The 14,725-nt window shown below is 52.9% G+C and carries 15 protein-coding genes, 1 pseudogene and 1 other annotated feature; of the genes and pseudogenes, 9 read left to right on the forward strand and 7 right to left on the reverse strand.

Features of this window, described 5'->3' with window-relative positions; translation table 11 throughout:
* Window positions 1-58: 58 nt before the first annotated feature.
* The 3 genes and pseudogenes from ACZ2GZ_RS14225 to ACZ2GZ_RS14235 form a co-directional block, all read left to right on the forward strand.
* A complete protein-coding gene (locus ACZ2GZ_RS14225) occupies window positions 59-880 on the forward strand; it encodes a Cof-type HAD-IIB family hydrolase (protein ID WP_021068121.1) in 822 nt (273 codons plus the stop codon).
* Between the two features lie 35 nt (window positions 881-915).
* Window positions 916-1,905 carry an alpha/beta hydrolase gene (locus ACZ2GZ_RS14230; protein ID WP_021068120.1) on the forward strand — a complete coding sequence of 330 codons (990 nt, stop codon included), beginning with the start codon at window positions 916-918 and terminating at the stop codon, window positions 1,903-1,905.
* A 332-nt stretch (window positions 1,906-2,237) separates the two neighbouring features.
* A pseudogene (locus tag ACZ2GZ_RS14235) lies at window positions 2,238-3,601 on the forward strand (IS1182 family transposase); the annotation flags it as partial.
* Window positions 3,602-3,759: 158 nt separating this feature from the next.
* Here the strand turns inward: ACZ2GZ_RS14235 and ACZ2GZ_RS14240 are convergent.
* The 4 genes from ACZ2GZ_RS14240 to ACZ2GZ_RS14255 all read right to left on the reverse strand — a co-directional run bounded on the left by ACZ2GZ_RS14240 (window position 3,760) and on the right by ACZ2GZ_RS14255 (window position 7,642).
* Window positions 3,760-5,322 carry an aromatic amino acid hydroxylase gene (locus ACZ2GZ_RS14240; RefSeq protein ID WP_214756383.1) on the reverse strand — a complete coding sequence of 521 codons (1,563 nt, stop codon included), beginning with the start codon at window positions 5,320-5,322 and terminating at the stop codon, window positions 3,760-3,762.
* 53 nt (window positions 5,323-5,375) lie between these two features.
* Window positions 5,376-5,572 (reverse strand) — a binding site (T-box leader).
* A 121-nt stretch (window positions 5,573-5,693) separates the two neighbouring features.
* Window positions 5,694-6,371 (reverse strand): uracil-DNA glycosylase, encoded by a 678-nt coding sequence (locus ACZ2GZ_RS14245; RefSeq protein ID WP_214827699.1) that lies wholly within the window; start codon window positions 6,369-6,371, stop codon window positions 5,694-5,696.
* Between the two features lie 81 nt (window positions 6,372-6,452).
* Complete coding sequence (locus ACZ2GZ_RS14250; RefSeq protein ID WP_029596264.1) at window positions 6,453-7,088, reverse strand: FMN-dependent NADH-azoreductase; 636 nt, start codon at window positions 7,086-7,088, stop codon at window positions 6,453-6,455.
* 122 nt (window positions 7,089-7,210) lie between these two features.
* A complete protein-coding gene (locus tag ACZ2GZ_RS14255) occupies window positions 7,211-7,642 on the reverse strand; it encodes a MarR family winged helix-turn-helix transcriptional regulator (protein WP_021068116.1) in 432 nt (143 codons plus the stop codon).
* Window positions 7,643-7,801: 159 nt separating this feature from the next.
* Between ACZ2GZ_RS14255 and ACZ2GZ_RS14260 the strand changes: the two genes are divergently transcribed.
* The 3 genes from ACZ2GZ_RS14260 to ACZ2GZ_RS14270 all read left to right on the forward strand — a co-directional run bounded on the left by ACZ2GZ_RS14260 (window position 7,802) and on the right by ACZ2GZ_RS14270 (window position 9,738).
* Window positions 7,802-8,176 carry a hypothetical protein gene (locus tag ACZ2GZ_RS14260; protein WP_021068115.1) on the forward strand — a complete coding sequence of 125 codons (375 nt, stop codon included), beginning with the start codon at window positions 7,802-7,804 and terminating at the stop codon, window positions 8,174-8,176.
* Between the two features lie 93 nt (window positions 8,177-8,269).
* Complete coding sequence (locus ACZ2GZ_RS14265) at window positions 8,270-9,157, forward strand: diacylglycerol/lipid kinase family protein (protein WP_214827701.1); 888 nt, start codon at window positions 8,270-8,272, stop codon at window positions 9,155-9,157.
* A gap of 56 nt (window positions 9,158-9,213) precedes the next feature.
* A complete protein-coding gene (locus tag ACZ2GZ_RS14270; RefSeq protein ID WP_214756388.1) occupies window positions 9,214-9,738 on the forward strand; it encodes a GNAT family N-acetyltransferase in 525 nt (174 codons plus the stop codon).
* A 34-nt stretch (window positions 9,739-9,772) separates the two neighbouring features.
* Here ACZ2GZ_RS14270 and cbpA read toward each other — a convergent pair whose 3' ends face one another.
* Complete coding sequence (gene cbpA / locus ACZ2GZ_RS14275; protein ID WP_021068112.1) at window positions 9,773-10,408, reverse strand: cyclic di-AMP binding protein CbpA; 636 nt, start codon at window positions 10,406-10,408, stop codon at window positions 9,773-9,775.
* Window positions 10,409-10,596: 188 nt separating this feature from the next.
* On the opposite strand from cbpA, the gene pdxK reads away from it, so the two are divergent.
* From pdxK to bshB2, 3 genes are read left to right on the forward strand one after another with little or no spacing between them, the layout of a single operon-like run.
* On the forward strand, window positions 10,597-11,421 hold the full coding sequence (gene pdxK, locus ACZ2GZ_RS14280) for a pyridoxine/pyridoxal/pyridoxamine kinase (RefSeq protein ID WP_021068111.1): 825 nt from the start codon (window positions 10,597-10,599) through the stop codon (window positions 11,419-11,421).
* A 53-nt stretch (window positions 11,422-11,474) separates the two neighbouring features.
* The gene (locus tag ACZ2GZ_RS14285) at window positions 11,475-11,846 is read left to right on the forward strand and encodes a YojF family protein (protein ID WP_029596267.1); all 372 of its coding nucleotides are present in this window, start codon (window positions 11,475-11,477) and stop codon (window positions 11,844-11,846) included.
* Complete coding sequence (gene bshB2, locus ACZ2GZ_RS14290; RefSeq protein WP_029596268.1) at window positions 11,843-12,496, forward strand: bacillithiol biosynthesis deacetylase BshB2; 654 nt, start codon at window positions 11,843-11,845, stop codon at window positions 12,494-12,496. The genes ACZ2GZ_RS14285 and bshB2 overlap by 4 nt, the downstream gene beginning before the upstream one ends.
* A gap of 164 nt (window positions 12,497-12,660) precedes the next feature.
* On the opposite strand, the gene ACZ2GZ_RS14295 is transcribed toward bshB2, so the two are convergent.
* Window positions 12,661-13,494, reverse strand: coding sequence for an undecaprenyl-diphosphate phosphatase (locus ACZ2GZ_RS14295; RefSeq protein WP_131471616.1), 834 nt, complete (start codon window positions 13,492-13,494; stop codon window positions 12,661-12,663).
* A gap of 88 nt (window positions 13,495-13,582) precedes the next feature.
* Window positions 13,583-14,725, reverse strand: a complete 1,143-nt coding sequence (locus tag ACZ2GZ_RS14300) for an MFS transporter (RefSeq protein ID WP_470295371.1) — start codon at window positions 14,723-14,725, stop codon at window positions 13,583-13,585.

A 14,725-nucleotide genomic window follows, 5' to 3' on the forward strand; every position in this document is an offset into this window, starting at 1 on the left:
GACCTCAAATCGTATTAGGATGGAGTCATTAGATTCTGAAGGAGGACTCCTTACCATTATGAGTTACAAGATGATTGTTTTAGATATGGACGATACGCTCCTCACGAGCGACCATACAATTTCCGCCAAGACGAAAGCAGCCTTGCTAGATGTACAAGAACGCGGACATAAAGTCGTGCTCGCGAGCGGTCGCCCGACATACGCGATGTGGGATGCCGCCCGTGAACTCGAACTTGCCAAATATGGTAGCTATATTCTCTCATTCAACGGTGCCTCAATCATCAATTGTGAGACGAATGAAGAAATCTTCTCGAGTACGTTGCTTCCGGAGACGGTCGCCCATCTCCATGATATCAGTGTCCGGGAAGAAATCGCGATTCATACGTACATCGGTAACGAAATCGTAACCGATCAACCGAACCCGTATACTGATATCGAAGGTGAATTGACGGGGATGCCGGTTATCCATGTCGCCGACTTCAAAGAAGCGGTCACGACGCCTGTCGTCAAATGTCTCATGCTCGGTGACGGCGACACGCTCGCTCCAATCGAAACGAAACTGCAAGTCGAACTTGAAGGAAAACTTGCTGTCGCGCGTTCAAAACCGTTTTTCCTTGAGTTCACAGAAGCGGGTGTGACGAAAGGGACGAGCCTCGCCTTCCTCGCCGAACACGTCGGAATTGAGCAAGCCCACGTCATCGCTTGTGGCGACGGGAACAATGACCTCACGATGATTGAATGGGCCGGCCTCGGAGTCGCCATGGGCAACGCCAACACGACGGTCAAAGGCAAAGCCGACTTCATCACGAAATCAAACAACGAAGACGGGATTGCCCACGTCATTGAGACGTTCATGGGAACGGTCCTCGTCGATCGGTAAGTGAACAAACTGGATTGAACCAAGGAGGAATTACGATGAATAAAGGATTGAAACGAGCAGGACTTGGACTGGTCGGTACGGCTGTCGCCGGTGCCGCCTACGTATTTTTGTCCCCGAAACCGACCTCACGTCTCGTTAAGACCTCATTTGCCGGCGGGAACGAAGTGGCCATCAAAGGGTTTGATGAAGTCGTTCAAAAAACATCGGTCCGGAAAGATATCGACTATCATTCAGCCTATGAGAACGGGACGTTCGACTTGATTCGCTATGAAGGCGAGAAACAAATTGTTCCGACCATCTTTTGGGTGCACGGCGGTTCGTTCGTCGGTGGCGACAAGGCCGACGTCTTCAAATATGCGACGTCAATCGCGAGCAACGGCTATAACGTCGTTAGCGTCAACTACGCCCTTGCCCCTGACGTCACGTATCCCGTCCCGCTCCAGCAGCTTGAAGAAGCATACACGTATATCGCGGAAAACAATGACCGCTTCCGTCTCGACCTCGACCGCGTCTTTTTTGCGGGCGATTCGAACGGGGCCCAACTCGTCGCTCAGTTCGTCGGTATTCAATTGAACGACGACTACGCACCATCGGCCGAAGTGAATCAAGTCGTTCCGAAAACGTCGATCCTCGGCACGATTCTCATGTCAGGTCCTTATGACTTGAAACGAAGCATCATCGAGTCATCGAAGGCGGTCAACCGCTTCTTGTTCAAACGGATCGGTTGGGCTTACTTCGGAACGTACAATTGGGAAGACTTGCCGGTCGTCGCGGAAGCGTCGCCGCTCGTGAATATCCCGGCCACGTTCGTTCCGACGTTTATCACCGATGGCAACACCGGTTCGTTCGAAACGCAAGCGAAAGAATTTGCGACGATCCTCTCAGGTCGTGCGGACGTCACGAGCGTCTTTTATGACCGAAACGAGCACACACTCGGCCACGACTACCATTTTGAGATGGATAAGCCGGCAGCCAGTGCAACGTATCGCCGTTTAATCACGTTCTTGCGTGAAACGACGCGTTAACAAATAATCCCCGCCCATCATTGGGCGGGGATTCAGCTTGTTGACTAACATGATTGATATCGCTCGTCCTTCCCGCGCCCACGCTTTCCGCAGGCAATCCCGGAGCCGCATCGCGACTAGCGTCGCTGCTGGGTCTCCGTTGGATTGCTCTCCTGCGGGAGTCGGGGCGCCATCGGACGAGCAACGCAAACGGTCGCCATCTGGCGGCCGTTTGTCTTTTTCTGAGGCCTCGATGGCCGAAGAAAAAGCCCTGATATGTTCTTCGAACCGATGAAAACGGGAAACGGTATGTATGGACCGTCACCGCCTCCGAACAGGAAGGGGAATCAATCATGTACCGAGCCCACATCGCCAAACGCCATGAACCGATCCACACCGCGGCCTCGTTGGACCAGTTGGTCCCGAAAGACCATCTCGTCCGCAAGATCGACCGCCATGTCGACTTCTCCATCGTCCATCGTCTGTGCGCACCACTCTATTCGAACACCGGGCAGCCCGGCATCGATCCGGAGATCCTCATCAAAATCATCCTCCTCGGCCCTTTGTTCAACATCCGATCCGTCCGCCAAACCATCAAAGAAATCGAGACAAACCTGGCGTACCGATGGTTCCTCGGGCTCGGAATGGACGAGAAAGTCCCTGACCATTCGACGATCAGCCAAGCCTACCGGCGACGGTTCGCCGGGACGGACGTCTTTCAACAAATTTTTGACGACATCATCCATCAGGCGGAGGCGCATAACCTCGTCTCGGGACGGATCCTCCTCACGGATTCGACACATATCCGGGCGAACGCCAGCAAGAAGAAGTTCGACAAGACCGAGGTCGACGCGGTCGTCACTGCGGTCGAGGATGAACTGTTGGCGCGCGTGAACGAGGATCGGTCCGCGCACGGAAAAAAGCGCTAGAGCCCGCCGAGCCCGGCGAACCTAAAAAGAAGGTGAGCAAGGTGAGCCGTACCGATCCCGAGGCGGGCTACATGTATCGGACCCGGAAGCCGGAAGGCTTCTTTTGGCTCGTCCACCGAACGGTCGACGCAAAGTATAACTTCATCGTCGATGCCTACGTCACGCCGGGGAACGTGCAGGACAGCAGCGTCTATCTGGAGCGTCTGGACTACATTCTTCAGCGTCTGGACTACATTCTTCAGCATTTCGCCTTCCCGCTCGAGGCGGTGGCGCTCGACGCGGGCTATTTCTCAACGGAGATCGCCAAGTCGCTCGTCACTCGCGGCATCTATAGCGTCATCTCGAGACGCCGCTTCGGCGGCAAGAAAGGGAAGTTCCGAAAGTCCAAATTCACCTACCTCCCAGATGAGGACGCCTATCGCTGCCCGGCCCGCCAAATCCTCCGTTACAGCACGACGACCCGCCAAGGATACCGCCAATACGTGTCCGACCCGAAAGTCTGTCAAGACTGCCCGCTCCTCGAAAAATGCATGGAGAACGAGACGAACCGTCGGATCATAACGCGCCATTTGGACGAGCCATTCCTCGAAGCGGTGAACAGGAATCGATTGACCGCATCCGGTCAATACCTATACCGTCTCCGGCCACAGACGGTGGAGCGCTCGTTCGCCGACGCGAAGGAGCTTCATGGGCTCCGCTTCACGTTCTACCGGGGCCGTGAGGCGGTCCAGCGCGCCAACCTGGTGGCAGCCACCGCACAAAACATGAAGAAGCTGGCCAACCTGTTGGCCTGGAGAGACCGTATACATACCATTTTTTCAATCTTGTGCCGGGCAGAGCGCCTCAAGCTCATCGAACCTAAAAAAAGACGAACCAATTCGCGAAAAGCGAATTGGTTCGTCAACAGCCTGAATCCCCGCCCATCATTGGGCGGGGATTATTTTTGTCAGTTGAGCAATGCGAGCGCGCGGCCAATCAACTCATGCCGCGACGGTGACGTCTCACGTAACGCGTGCAACCGTTCCGTCAACGCCTGTCGAAGCGCATCAGACTCGACGAGCTCCAAACATTCGATGTGGAGCAACCAAGCATCGGGATGATCGGTAAGAATCGTCGGCACGAGCTCATCAATCGACTCGCCTTGCTCCCGCATATTGCGGACCTGATTGAACATCGGGTCATCGTTCGTCCATACTCGGGCGTCACGTTCAATCTGGACCGGCTTCTCCAAGATGACGAGTTCTTCAATCTCGGTACCCGGGAAAATCGACGGCAGCGTATCTTGTCTCACTTCGAGTGTCTCCAGTTTAATCTGTCGTCCTTCGATGGTGACGACGACGTCTTCGAGATGCAACGCCTCTGTCGTCTCGCTGACGACTTGACCGTCTAACCGAATGTCCGCTGTCGCCAACACGTCTTGAAGCGGTCCATCGAGCACGAGCAGGCCATGATTATGCAAGTTCGTCAATTGACCGTGATTGACGTTCACACAGTCGTCCCATTGGATGAGGGCACGTGCCCCAGAGCGTGTCACGTGACGAATCACACCGACGCGATCCGTCCCGTCTTCTAGTCGGATGGTCGATTGACTGCCCGACGCGAGCGCCTTCTCGAGCGAAGCGATCCCACCTTGGTTGACCGCCATCCGTGACTCGAGTTCGTCTAGCGCGTCCTTCAACGCTTCAAAGTCTGGAATGACGAATAACTCGCGTTGCATATTCGTCACGTCTTGTTTCGTCTCAAGGGCGTGCTCCAAATTGAATGGATGCTTCGTGACGGCGTCTGTCAAACAGTGACGGCTCTCTCCGACCGAAGATAACAGGCCTGCCCCGTAGATGAGCGGATTGTCTACATCACCGATGAGGCCAAACTCGACCGTCCACCAAAAGATGCGGGCGACTTGTTGTGCTTCAGAGAAGCCGGTCACTTGGGCTTTGGCCGCATGAACTGCCGCTTCCGCGGCTGCAATCTCCTCGTCCGTCGAGTTCGCATTCTCCTTCACGACGGTCAATCGTTTAAGTGCTGCGAACGAGGCATGTTCTTCTCGATTCATGAATGCCCTCGCCCCGAGCTGACCGAACCGCTTCACAATCTGTGAAAATTCAGGATCCATCAACATTGGTGCATGGCCGGCCGCCTCGTGGATGATATCCGGTGCCGGACTGTACAAAATATTCTCGACTTTTCGGATATCGGTCGCGACCGGCAACATCCCGTTGCCTTGGAAATCAAAGAAAGCGACGCCTGGAATGAGACCATCGACTGCGACCGTCGACCAACCGGCCGACCGCATCTCTTCGGTCATCTGTTCGACGTTCGGGAGACGCTCCGGTCCCATCCCCGTCTTTTTCAACCCTTCGATGTAGAACGGGTGGGCCTTCCCTTCAAGCGTGTGCAAGTTCAGTCGTAAGACGAAGCGCCAGACAGCATGATCGGTCGGCGTGTACTCGTCGTAGAACTGTGGCGAAATATGAGGGGCCAAATGGCGTGGAATGATTTGTGTGAGCATGATGTTTCCTCCTTTAGTTGACTGAACGTAAAAAAATCCCTATCGATTCACTCGATAGGGACGACGATGCCGCGGTACCACCCTGATTACTAGACGGACGTCTAGTCACTCTACTCCGATAACGGGGGACCGCTCAACACGTGAGAGCTCGCGAACTGTAATTCGATTCATCCTATGGGCGTGTTCACAGCACCACACGCTCTCTGGGCCAGGGAAGATGTCTCTACTTCGGTTCGGTCATCGCTTTTATACTGTTATACAGTTATGCTTCTATGCATATTCGCTTTTAAGCACTAAAGTATCTTGTTGCTAGTAACGATAACAGACGATTTGGACGCCGTCAACAAAAAACAGTCCGCATCTGCAGACTGTCACAAACACCAATCGATTTCAGGTTGACCCCACTCACTCAACTTCGCATTCACTTGCGAGAACGGCTTCGATCCGAAAAAGCCGCGATGCGACGAGAGCGGACTCGGGTGGACCGAGGTCAAGACGGCGTGTTGCGGGCCAATAAATTTCTGTTTCTTCTTCGCGTCGTTCCCCCATAAGATGAACACGAGCGGATCTTCCCGCTGCCCAAGTCGCTCGATGATGGAGTCGGTGAACTGCTCCCATCCCTGTCCCCGATGCGAACCGGCTTTGCCTGCTTCGACCGTGAGCGCGGTGTTGAGCAGCAACACGCCTTGACGGGCCCATGCTTCTAAATTCCCGCTGGTCGGCACGGGACAGCCGATATCGTCATGCAATTCTTGAAAGATATTTCGAAGCGACGGTGGGAAACGTACACCGTCTTGGACTGAGAAACTCAGTCCATGCGCTTGGTTTGGCCCATGGTATGGATCTTGTCCGAGAATGACGCATTTGACGTCCTTGAACTTCGTATAGACGAACGCATTCCAAATGTCTTCTCGGGCCGGATATACGGTCGATGACGCATACGCCTCATCAACGAACGCTTTCAAGTTAGTAAAATAAGGCTCGGCCATCTCGGATGCGATGATGTCGCTCCAATCCCCGAGCAGGCGATCTGATAACTGTTCTCCCATGTGTTTCTCCCCTTTCCGTCTTATCATACCCGAATCGATGGCACACAAAAAGGCGAGCCCGATTGGACTCGCCCTTGATCATTATACTGTGACCGCGCCTGCGACTTCTTTCGCAAGTGCTTCGGCTTTCGCTTTTGCGTCAGCAACGATTTCTTCGATTTTGTCTGGGTATTGGTTCATGCCTTCAACTGGAAGTGTCGTCACTTCTGTCACGCCTACGAATGCGAGTGCTTGACGAAGGTATGCGTCTGCGAAGTTGAGGTCTGTACCTGTGTAGATTCCACCCGTACCTTGGATGTGGATCGCTTGTTTGTTCTCGAGAAGGCCGACTGGGCCTTGTTCTGTATAACGGAACGTTTTACCAGCAGTCAATACGCTGTCGAGGAACATTTTCATGCGAGCTGGGAAGAAGAAGTTCCACATCGGTGTTGCGAACACGTACATGTCAGCTTCCATGAATTTCTCAAGCATGCCGTTCATCGTCGCGACTTTAGCCGCTTCGACGTCAGTGAGGGCTTCGCCTGAAGCGAATTTGCCCCATGCGCTGAGGACGTCGCCGTCGATTTCTTGAACATCGACATCGTATAATTCGATTGCTTCGACTTCGAGTGACGCATTCTCATTCGTGAGTGTCGTCATGAACGTTTCTGCGACTTGTTTGCTGTATGACAATTCTGTTGGTTTCGGGTTAGCCGATACGTATAATACCTTTTTCATAAATGGGTTCCTCCATAAGTGTGATCTCTATTTTGTAACAACAGTTAGAACTATATCATCTGTATATCTCGCAGTCAATTAGTTTAACTTCAAGATAAATAGTCAAAAAAAACAGGCAGGCGTCATTTGCCTGCCGCGTTATAACCGACTCGTTTCAATAAATCGATTAACTGTTCAGTCTCTTGGTCGCTAAGGGGACCATAGATGTCTTTAAAAATCTCGATGTGCTCTGGATAGACGACGTCCATCAAGCGCTTGCCTTCCTCTGTCAACGAGGCGTATGTGACGCGTCGGTCAGACGGACAAGCCACACGCTCGATTAAGCCACGTTTTTCAAGCTTATCAATCACGTACGTGACGCTTCCGCTCGTAATCAAAATTTGGTCTCCGATTTGCTGGAGCGGGGTATCCCCTCGTTTATACAAGACCGATAAAACACCGAACTCTGTTGAATTCAATTGGTGGCGTCGTAAATCGTCCTTCACACGGTCACTGATCGCGTCCATCGCTCGTGCCAAGACGATCCATGCCTTCAATTCGAGTGATTCAATCATGTCGGTTTCACCTCAATTCGTTCATCATTTACCTTTAGTATAGCAGGACATGAGCAGTATACGGTGGGAAAAACGCTTCGTCAAGAAACTTCTTCGTTGTCGCCCCTGTCTGAAACGTATAGAATGGAATTATTGCGATTTTTAGAAAGGGTGGACGGTATGCGTGAGTATTACGAGATATCATTGACGATTAAACAAGCCTATTTGAGTACGGTCATCGAGTTGTTGAACCGGGAAGGGATCGCCCCAGACTATGCGCTCGAAAAAGAAGGCGCGGTCTTTTTACTATTCAACCACTTGCCATGGCCGAACGTCACGCGCGAACCCCATGCGGTCGAACGCTTTTTATTGACGTTGTCGCGTGAGGACTATTTGTTCGTCAAAACGAAACGTAAGTCCCCCGTCCCGGACCATGAGCCGGTCGCCTGCATGGGTGCATTCGACTCGCCGTTCCATGAACATTTGAAGATTGAACTCGCCGTCGACGAATCAGATGCAAGCCACCTCGATATGTCGGCATTCCGCCATTATTAAACAACACGTCTGTGTTGTTTTTTTTATGACTAGTCTCGCCACAGGACGGGAATAGATGACAATATCTGAATGTGAAAAGGGGAATGTGCTTTGATGGATACAGTCATGTTAATCGTCAACCCGTCGTCCGGGAAAGAGTTAGGGAAAGAACACGCCGCGGCCGCGGAGGAAGTCTTGCGAGAGCGTTACGGCAACGTCGATGTCCGGTTCACGGAGAAAGCAGACGATGCCACACATTTTGCGAAAGAAGCGGCATCGAAACAATATAAAGCTGTCATCGCGATGGGTGGCGACGGGACGCTGAACGAGGCCGTAACGGGGCTCGCCGAAGCGGATCATCGTCCTGATTTCGGCATCATCCCGCTCGGTACCGTCAACGATCTCGCACGCGCGCTCGGCGTCCCGAGCGACCCCGCAAATGCCATCGAGGCACTCAAGACGGCGCAACCGACACCGATGGATATCGGCAAATACGAGAATGGCTACTTCATGAACGTCATCGCGATCGGCCTCATCGCCGAGGCTGTCGACGAGGTCAGTGTCGAGGAGAAAACAAAATGGGGCCCGTTCGCCTACTTGATTGAAGGAATCAAAGCGTTCCGTGAGCATAGTCCATACGCCTTGTCGGTCCAAGCCGAAGAGCACACGTTCGATGGAGACGCCTATTTGGTCGTCATCGCCCTCACGAACTCGGTCGGCGGGTTTGAAAACTTTGAACCGGACGCCGAACTGAACGACGGGTTACTTCACGTCTATCTGTTTGAGAACCTCGGCTTTAAAGACGCCATCCAACTCGCACCGGCCCTCTTCACCGGCAAGTTGAAAGAGACGGACAGCGTCACGTCGTTCACGACGAAACGGGTCCATGTCGACTCGCCAGAATCACTTCCGGTCAATGCCGACGGAGATACGGGCGGTAAACTCCCGCTCACGTTCGAAGTGCTTCCGAGCCACCTCAACGTCTTGAAGCCGATTCAGTAAAAAGGGGACTTTTCAGTTCGAGGGCAAAGAAGAATGCCTGAAAGGAGGGGAACTCGATGCCCATCTCGCTCGTCCCATTGCGAGAAGCGTCCGACGCCATCGTCGCGACGTTCAATCGTTGGAATAACGATCCCGCCATCGTCCATTTGATTCGTCCGGCCCGATCCGAAGCCGAACTCGTCGCGGAACACCAAATGACGGTCGCAGACTTGACGGAACGTCTGGACACGCACGATATTTTCTTGATTTACGACGATGATCGGCTCATCGGCGAGGTGAACTTCATCTATGACGCCCCGCACTTGTATGACAAAGAACGCGGCAGCGCTTGGCTTGGTCTGGTCATCGGTGAACAGACAGGTCGCGGGAAAGGCGTCGGCACCGCAGCCCTCACGTTACTGGCAGATCGACTTCGTGCCCAAGGTGTGCCACGCATCGAGCTCGGTGTGTTCGGATTCAATGAAGCGGCGCATCGCCTCTATCAAAAGCTCGGTTATCACGAAATTGCCCGTATCGAAGCGTTCACGTACTGGGACGGTCAATTTTGGCCGGATATCCGGATGGAAAAACGATTGGATTGAATAAGGCCTTCCTCGCATCGAGGAAGGCCTTTCGTCAGTTATTTAAATTCTCGACTTCGACGACGCGGAACCCTTTTTGTTCGAGTTTGGCGACAATCTTGTCTTTTGTCTTCTCGTCACAGTCCGGCGGCAACGTGATTAACACGCGACGCAACACCTTGCTCTTGGCGTCAAGCGTCATGAGGCTGGCGATTGATGAATATTTGCTGATGACTTTCGTGATTTTCTCGAGCGCCCCTGCCTGCTCACTGAGTGCAATCGTGACGACATAGCTCCCCGTGTCACGGCTCCATGCCTCTTCGAGCATGCCGAGCATCTTCCCGTGTGGCAAAATCCCGTAAAATTCGTTGCTCTCGTCTTTCAAGACCGCGATATACGGAAGTTCTTTGATTGAGAAGAAGACTTTGAAAAAGCCGTCTGACTCGTGAACGTACTTTTGCGTGTTCTTGATGAGTTCCATAACGTTATCGTCTAGGCTCGCCCCACTCATCCCGTGGCGATAAATATGCATTTTATAAATATTACCGCGGAAAAACGTTCCCGTCTCATCGAGCACAGGGACACAACGGTAGCCTGTCTTTTCGAGCGTGTCGAGCGCTTCGCGCAATGTCGCCTTTTCACTGATTGTGACGACATCTTTCTTCGGAATGCATAAGCTATGCACTAACATGCGGTTTTCCTCCTAGCCAAATTGAAAGTGGTCTACACCCTATTCATTACTATTCCCCAAATACGATTGAAATCCTGCCATCAATTTTCAAAACTTATTCCGGTTTGGATGCGACCTCGGGATTTGTCGTAACGCCAAAAAGTCGTTATAGTGAAACTATCCAAACAGACAAAGGGGATTGAACGACTATGACGATGAAAAAAGCTTTAACAATCGCTGGCTCGGACACGAGTGGCGGTGCAGGCATCCAAGCTGACTTGAAAACGATGGAAGAGCTAGGTGTTTACGGCATGACCGCCCTCACGGTCATCGTGGCTCAAGACCCGCATAACGCGTGGCATCACGAAGTGTTCCCAATCGACACGACGTTGATTGAGAAACAGATTGATACGGTCCTCGCTGGGATTGGTGTCGATGCCGTCAAGACAGGGATGCTCCCGACTCCAGAGATTATCGAACTCGCTGCCCGTAAAATTAAAGAGTACGGCATCCAAAACGCGGTCGTCGACCCAGTCATGGCATGTAAAGGTGCCGACGAGATTCTCAACCCGGACGTCGCGGTCGCGATGCGCAAGCACCTCGTACCGGTCGCGAAGATCATCACACCAAACTTGTTCGAGGCGCGTATGCTCGCTGGCCTCGATAAGACACCTTCAACGATGGAAGAAATCAAAGAGGCTGCTCGCTTGATCCATGAACTCGGCGCTGAAATCGTCATCGTCAAAGTCGGTGGCAAGCTCGGCTTCGACACAGCATTTGACGTGCTTTACGACGGCAACGAGTATCGTCTCCTCGAGAGCGAAAAAATCGACCCTGCCTTCACACACGGCGGCGGCTGCACGTTCTCGTCAGCGATCGCGGCTTCACTCGCGAACGGTCACTCGGTCGATGAAGCCATCGAAATCGGAAAAGAGTTCATCACGGAAGCTGTCCGTCACTCGTTCCGCCTCAACCAATATGTTGGGCCAACGAACCATACCGGTTACCGCAAAAAACTAGCAACACAATCATAACGGGTGGCCCGGGACGCGTGTCTCGGGTCATCGTTTCCATTGGAGGGAACCGCGTGAAATCAATTCAACCTACAACCATCCAGACTTATTTGGACGCGCATGTATCCATGCCGCTCTATGTCCATGTCGAGACGACGAACGGGGCGTATGCGACGCATAACGACCCTGATTTTCATAACGCCGGTATGTTTATCCGCAACGTCGTCATCGAATATAGCATCGGCCAAATCAAGGGCGATGGACCATACCGGGTCGGCTTGAAGCTCGATCATGGTTGGCTTTACGTCGAAGGTTTGACCGACTACGAACAGCACGGAGACCAGCTCCTGCTCGCCGGCCATGACCGCCTCGGACGCCTCGCCTGCGCCTTACACTTAGACATCAAACCGCTCCCACAAGGAGCCTCGGAGGTGGAAAGCCAATGAATGGACCATTACTCGTTATTTTTCCGCATCCCGATGATGAAGCGTTCAGCTCGGCCGGGACGATTATCCAACACCATAAACACGGATTCCCGGTCACGTACGTCTGTCTGACGCTCGGTGAGATGGGCCGCAATATGGGCTCGCCGATTTTCACGACGCGTGAAGAGTTGCCGAAAATTCGTAAACATGAGCTCGAGGAAGCGTGTGCCGTCATGGGCATCGACGACCTCCGCATGTGGGGACTTCGCGACAAGACCGTCGAATTCGAAGACGAAGCGGAACTCGCGGCACGTTTCAGCGCCTTAATCGAGGAAGTACAGCCGACACGCGTCATCTCCTTCTATCCGGGTTACGCCGTCCACCCCGATCACGAGGCGACGGCACGTGCGGTCGTCCGAGCGTTGCAAGACATCGATGCCTCGAAGCGTCCTGAATTTTTAGGAGTCGCGTTCGACCATCGCACCGACGCCGAACTCGGAAACCCGCACGTCGTCATCGAAGTCGGTCAAGAGAGCGCGGCGAAGCGTGAAGCGTTGCTCGCCCACCGTTCACAGACGGAAGGCCTGTTACGCGCCATCGACAACGCAGAAAACGCCCACGTCATGGAGTTACTCCAACGTGAGCGCTTCTATCACTATCCGTTCTCATGATTCATAGGCAAGGCGTGTCACGTACAATAATGTACCGACAGCTCCTAAGCCGATTAACGTTCCCAATACGACAACGATATGTTCCATGTTCTCACCTCTACTTGGTTATACGAACTTGATGGATCATTGGTTTCAAAGCGCATGTGCTGACATGCGCTTTTTTCTTAGAAGTACAAGAAGTAAATCACAGCCGCCAACACGATGCGATAAATCGCGAACGGCGTCAACTTCACTTTGTTGATCAACTTCAAGAAGAACTTAATCGACAAGAGCGCAAACAAGAACGCGCTAATGAATCCGACAACGAAGACCGGGAGGGTCGCCATCGTAAAGTACTCCCATTTGCTGTAGAGCGACAGTGCACTAGCACCGAACATGATCGGTACGGCCATAATGAACGTGAAGTCCGCTGCGGCCCGGTGACTCATCCCTAAGAGGACGCCCCCTGAGATGGTCGACCCTGATCGTGAAAAACCTGGCCAGAGCGAGAAACATTGAATCAAGCCGACACCGAGCGCTTGTTTATACGAAATCTCATCGAGCGTGGCCGTCGTTTGACGCTTCACGCCTGACAAGTCCGCTACAATCATGAAGAATGCCCCGATGACGAGCCCAATCAAGACGGTCTTGATGGAGAACAAGTTCTCATCGATGTAGTCTTCAAACAACAGTCCAAGCACGCCTGCCGGGAGCAGCCCGATGAAGATATGTAGCAAGTTCAGTTTCTTTGTCGGCCCGCTGCTACGAATCGCGAGCAACTCCTTCGGATTCAATAACTCTTTAAACCGATTTCGAAATACGACGATGACCGCTAAAATCGAACCGAGCTGAATTACGATCTTAAATGTGTTCGCCACCTCTTGACCGAGGAAGCTACTCGAGTTGAGCCACAGGTCGTCCACGAGGATCATATGTCCCGTTGACGATACCGGAGCAAACTCGGTCAGTCCTTCGACGACGCCTAACAAAAAGCCAATAAATAATTCATACCATTCCATTGTTTATCTCCTACTCCAGTATTGTTTCTTATCATACACAACTTTAACCTCACCCGCCCTAGGTCTTAAGGCGTAAAAAAGAGGAAGCTCATGAAGCATCCTCTCTCCGCGCTATGACCGTGACAATCGCTTGATGCAGACAAACGATGATCCCGATGAACAAAAAGGCGGCAAAAAGCGTCATACCTGCCCCGGCGGCGAACAACAGACCGAACAGGATGATCCCGCCATGCAACAACATCGAGACGGACGATTCCGTCGTCGCCCTGATTCCGGATGGGACCCGATGATGCAACACACCGAGATAGAGCGGTTCAACAATACCGATGAGACAGGCCATTCCGACCATAATCACGAGACCAATCGGCCCCGGATAGAGCCCGAGAACGACAAAACCAACGCCGATTCCCCAACCGATCCAGCGTAGCCAACACTCGGCCGTGGCGAAGCGTAGCAGCATCGGTGCGACCAACTGTCCCGGTATTTGGATGAGCAGCAGGATCGTTGACATCGTCCCGAACCAATAAATCGGAAGCTCGACGTCGCGCGCATACAGTTGCCAGAACTCATCGATAAAATTGAACGCACTAATGGTCACGACAAACAACGACGTCACGATGAACACGCGACGATGTTGCCGGATAAAGCGGAAACCAGACCCGATATCTGCCCACGTCAAGCGCTCGTCCGACACGACTCGTCTCGGTTCGACAAGGCCAAAACTACATGCTGTCGCGATGAACAAACTGACAATCGACAGCACGTAGTTCAGCTCGAACGGGAAGCGTGTCGCCAGCAGACTACCACTGATGGCAGCGAGAACGGCTGCGACGATTCCAATGACATTCAATCGACCGATCGTGCGTTCAAACGTTCCCGCCTTCCCGTCCTGTTCGAGCGTCTCATACAACAACGCGTTCTCGGCCCCGCTCCGAAACGCCGCCCCAATGCCCGACAAGGCGATGGCTAAGGCAAAACCGCCAAACGAAAAGGAAACAAGCAACACGACAAAGGAACCCCACTCGAGCGCAGTCCCAATCTGCAACAGACGTCGATGTTCGAAGCGATCGGCCAACACACCTGTTGGCACTTCAAGCATCACGACGAGGACGGCGTAAAGTAATTCGAGATAGACGACCTCTTGAATCGTGATCGTCCGTGACTCCCAAAACAGACGTTCAATCGTGTAGGCTGGGATAAGCGCATCGAACCAACGGATCCAGCCGAGCAA

The organism is Exiguobacterium sp. KKT215, assembly GCF_055635335.1.

Coding starts and splice junctions, on each gene's coding strand:
- bshB2 (WP_029596268.1), top strand. CDS start 11,843: ATGAATGGACCATTACTCGTTATTTTTCCGCATCCCGATGATGAAGCG.
- ACZ2GZ_RS14270 (WP_214756388.1), top strand. CDS start 9,214: ATGCCCATCTCGCTCGTCCCATTGCGAGAAGCGTCCGACGCCATCGTC.
- ACZ2GZ_RS14295 (WP_131471616.1), bottom strand. CDS start 13,494: ATGGAATGGTATGAATTATTTATTGGCTTTTTGTTAGGCGTCGTCGAA.
- cbpA (WP_021068112.1), bottom strand. CDS start 10,408: ATGTTAGTGCATAGCTTATGCATTCCGAAGAAAGATGTCGTCACAATC.
- ACZ2GZ_RS14245 (WP_214827699.1), bottom strand. CDS start 6,371: ATGGGAGAACAGTTATCAGATCGCCTGCTCGGGGATTGGAGCGACATC.
- ACZ2GZ_RS14250 (WP_029596264.1), bottom strand. CDS start 7,088: ATGAAAAAGGTATTATACGTATCGGCTAACCCGAAACCAACAGAATTG.
- pdxK (WP_021068111.1), top strand. CDS start 10,597: ATGACGATGAAAAAAGCTTTAACAATCGCTGGCTCGGACACGAGTGGC.
- ACZ2GZ_RS14230 (WP_021068120.1), top strand. CDS start 916: ATGAATAAAGGATTGAAACGAGCAGGACTTGGACTGGTCGGTACGGCT.
- ACZ2GZ_RS14265 (WP_214827701.1), top strand. CDS start 8,270: ATGGATACAGTCATGTTAATCGTCAACCCGTCGTCCGGGAAAGAGTTA.
- ACZ2GZ_RS14240 (WP_214756383.1), bottom strand. CDS start 5,322: ATGCTCACACAAATCATTCCACGCCATTTGGCCCCTCATATTTCGCCA.
- ACZ2GZ_RS14225 (WP_021068121.1), top strand. CDS start 59: ATGAGTTACAAGATGATTGTTTTAGATATGGACGATACGCTCCTCACG.
- ACZ2GZ_RS14260 (WP_021068115.1), top strand. CDS start 7,802: ATGCGTGAGTATTACGAGATATCATTGACGATTAAACAAGCCTATTTG.
- ACZ2GZ_RS14255 (WP_021068116.1), bottom strand. CDS start 7,642: ATGATTGAATCACTCGAATTGAAGGCATGGATCGTCTTGGCACGAGCG.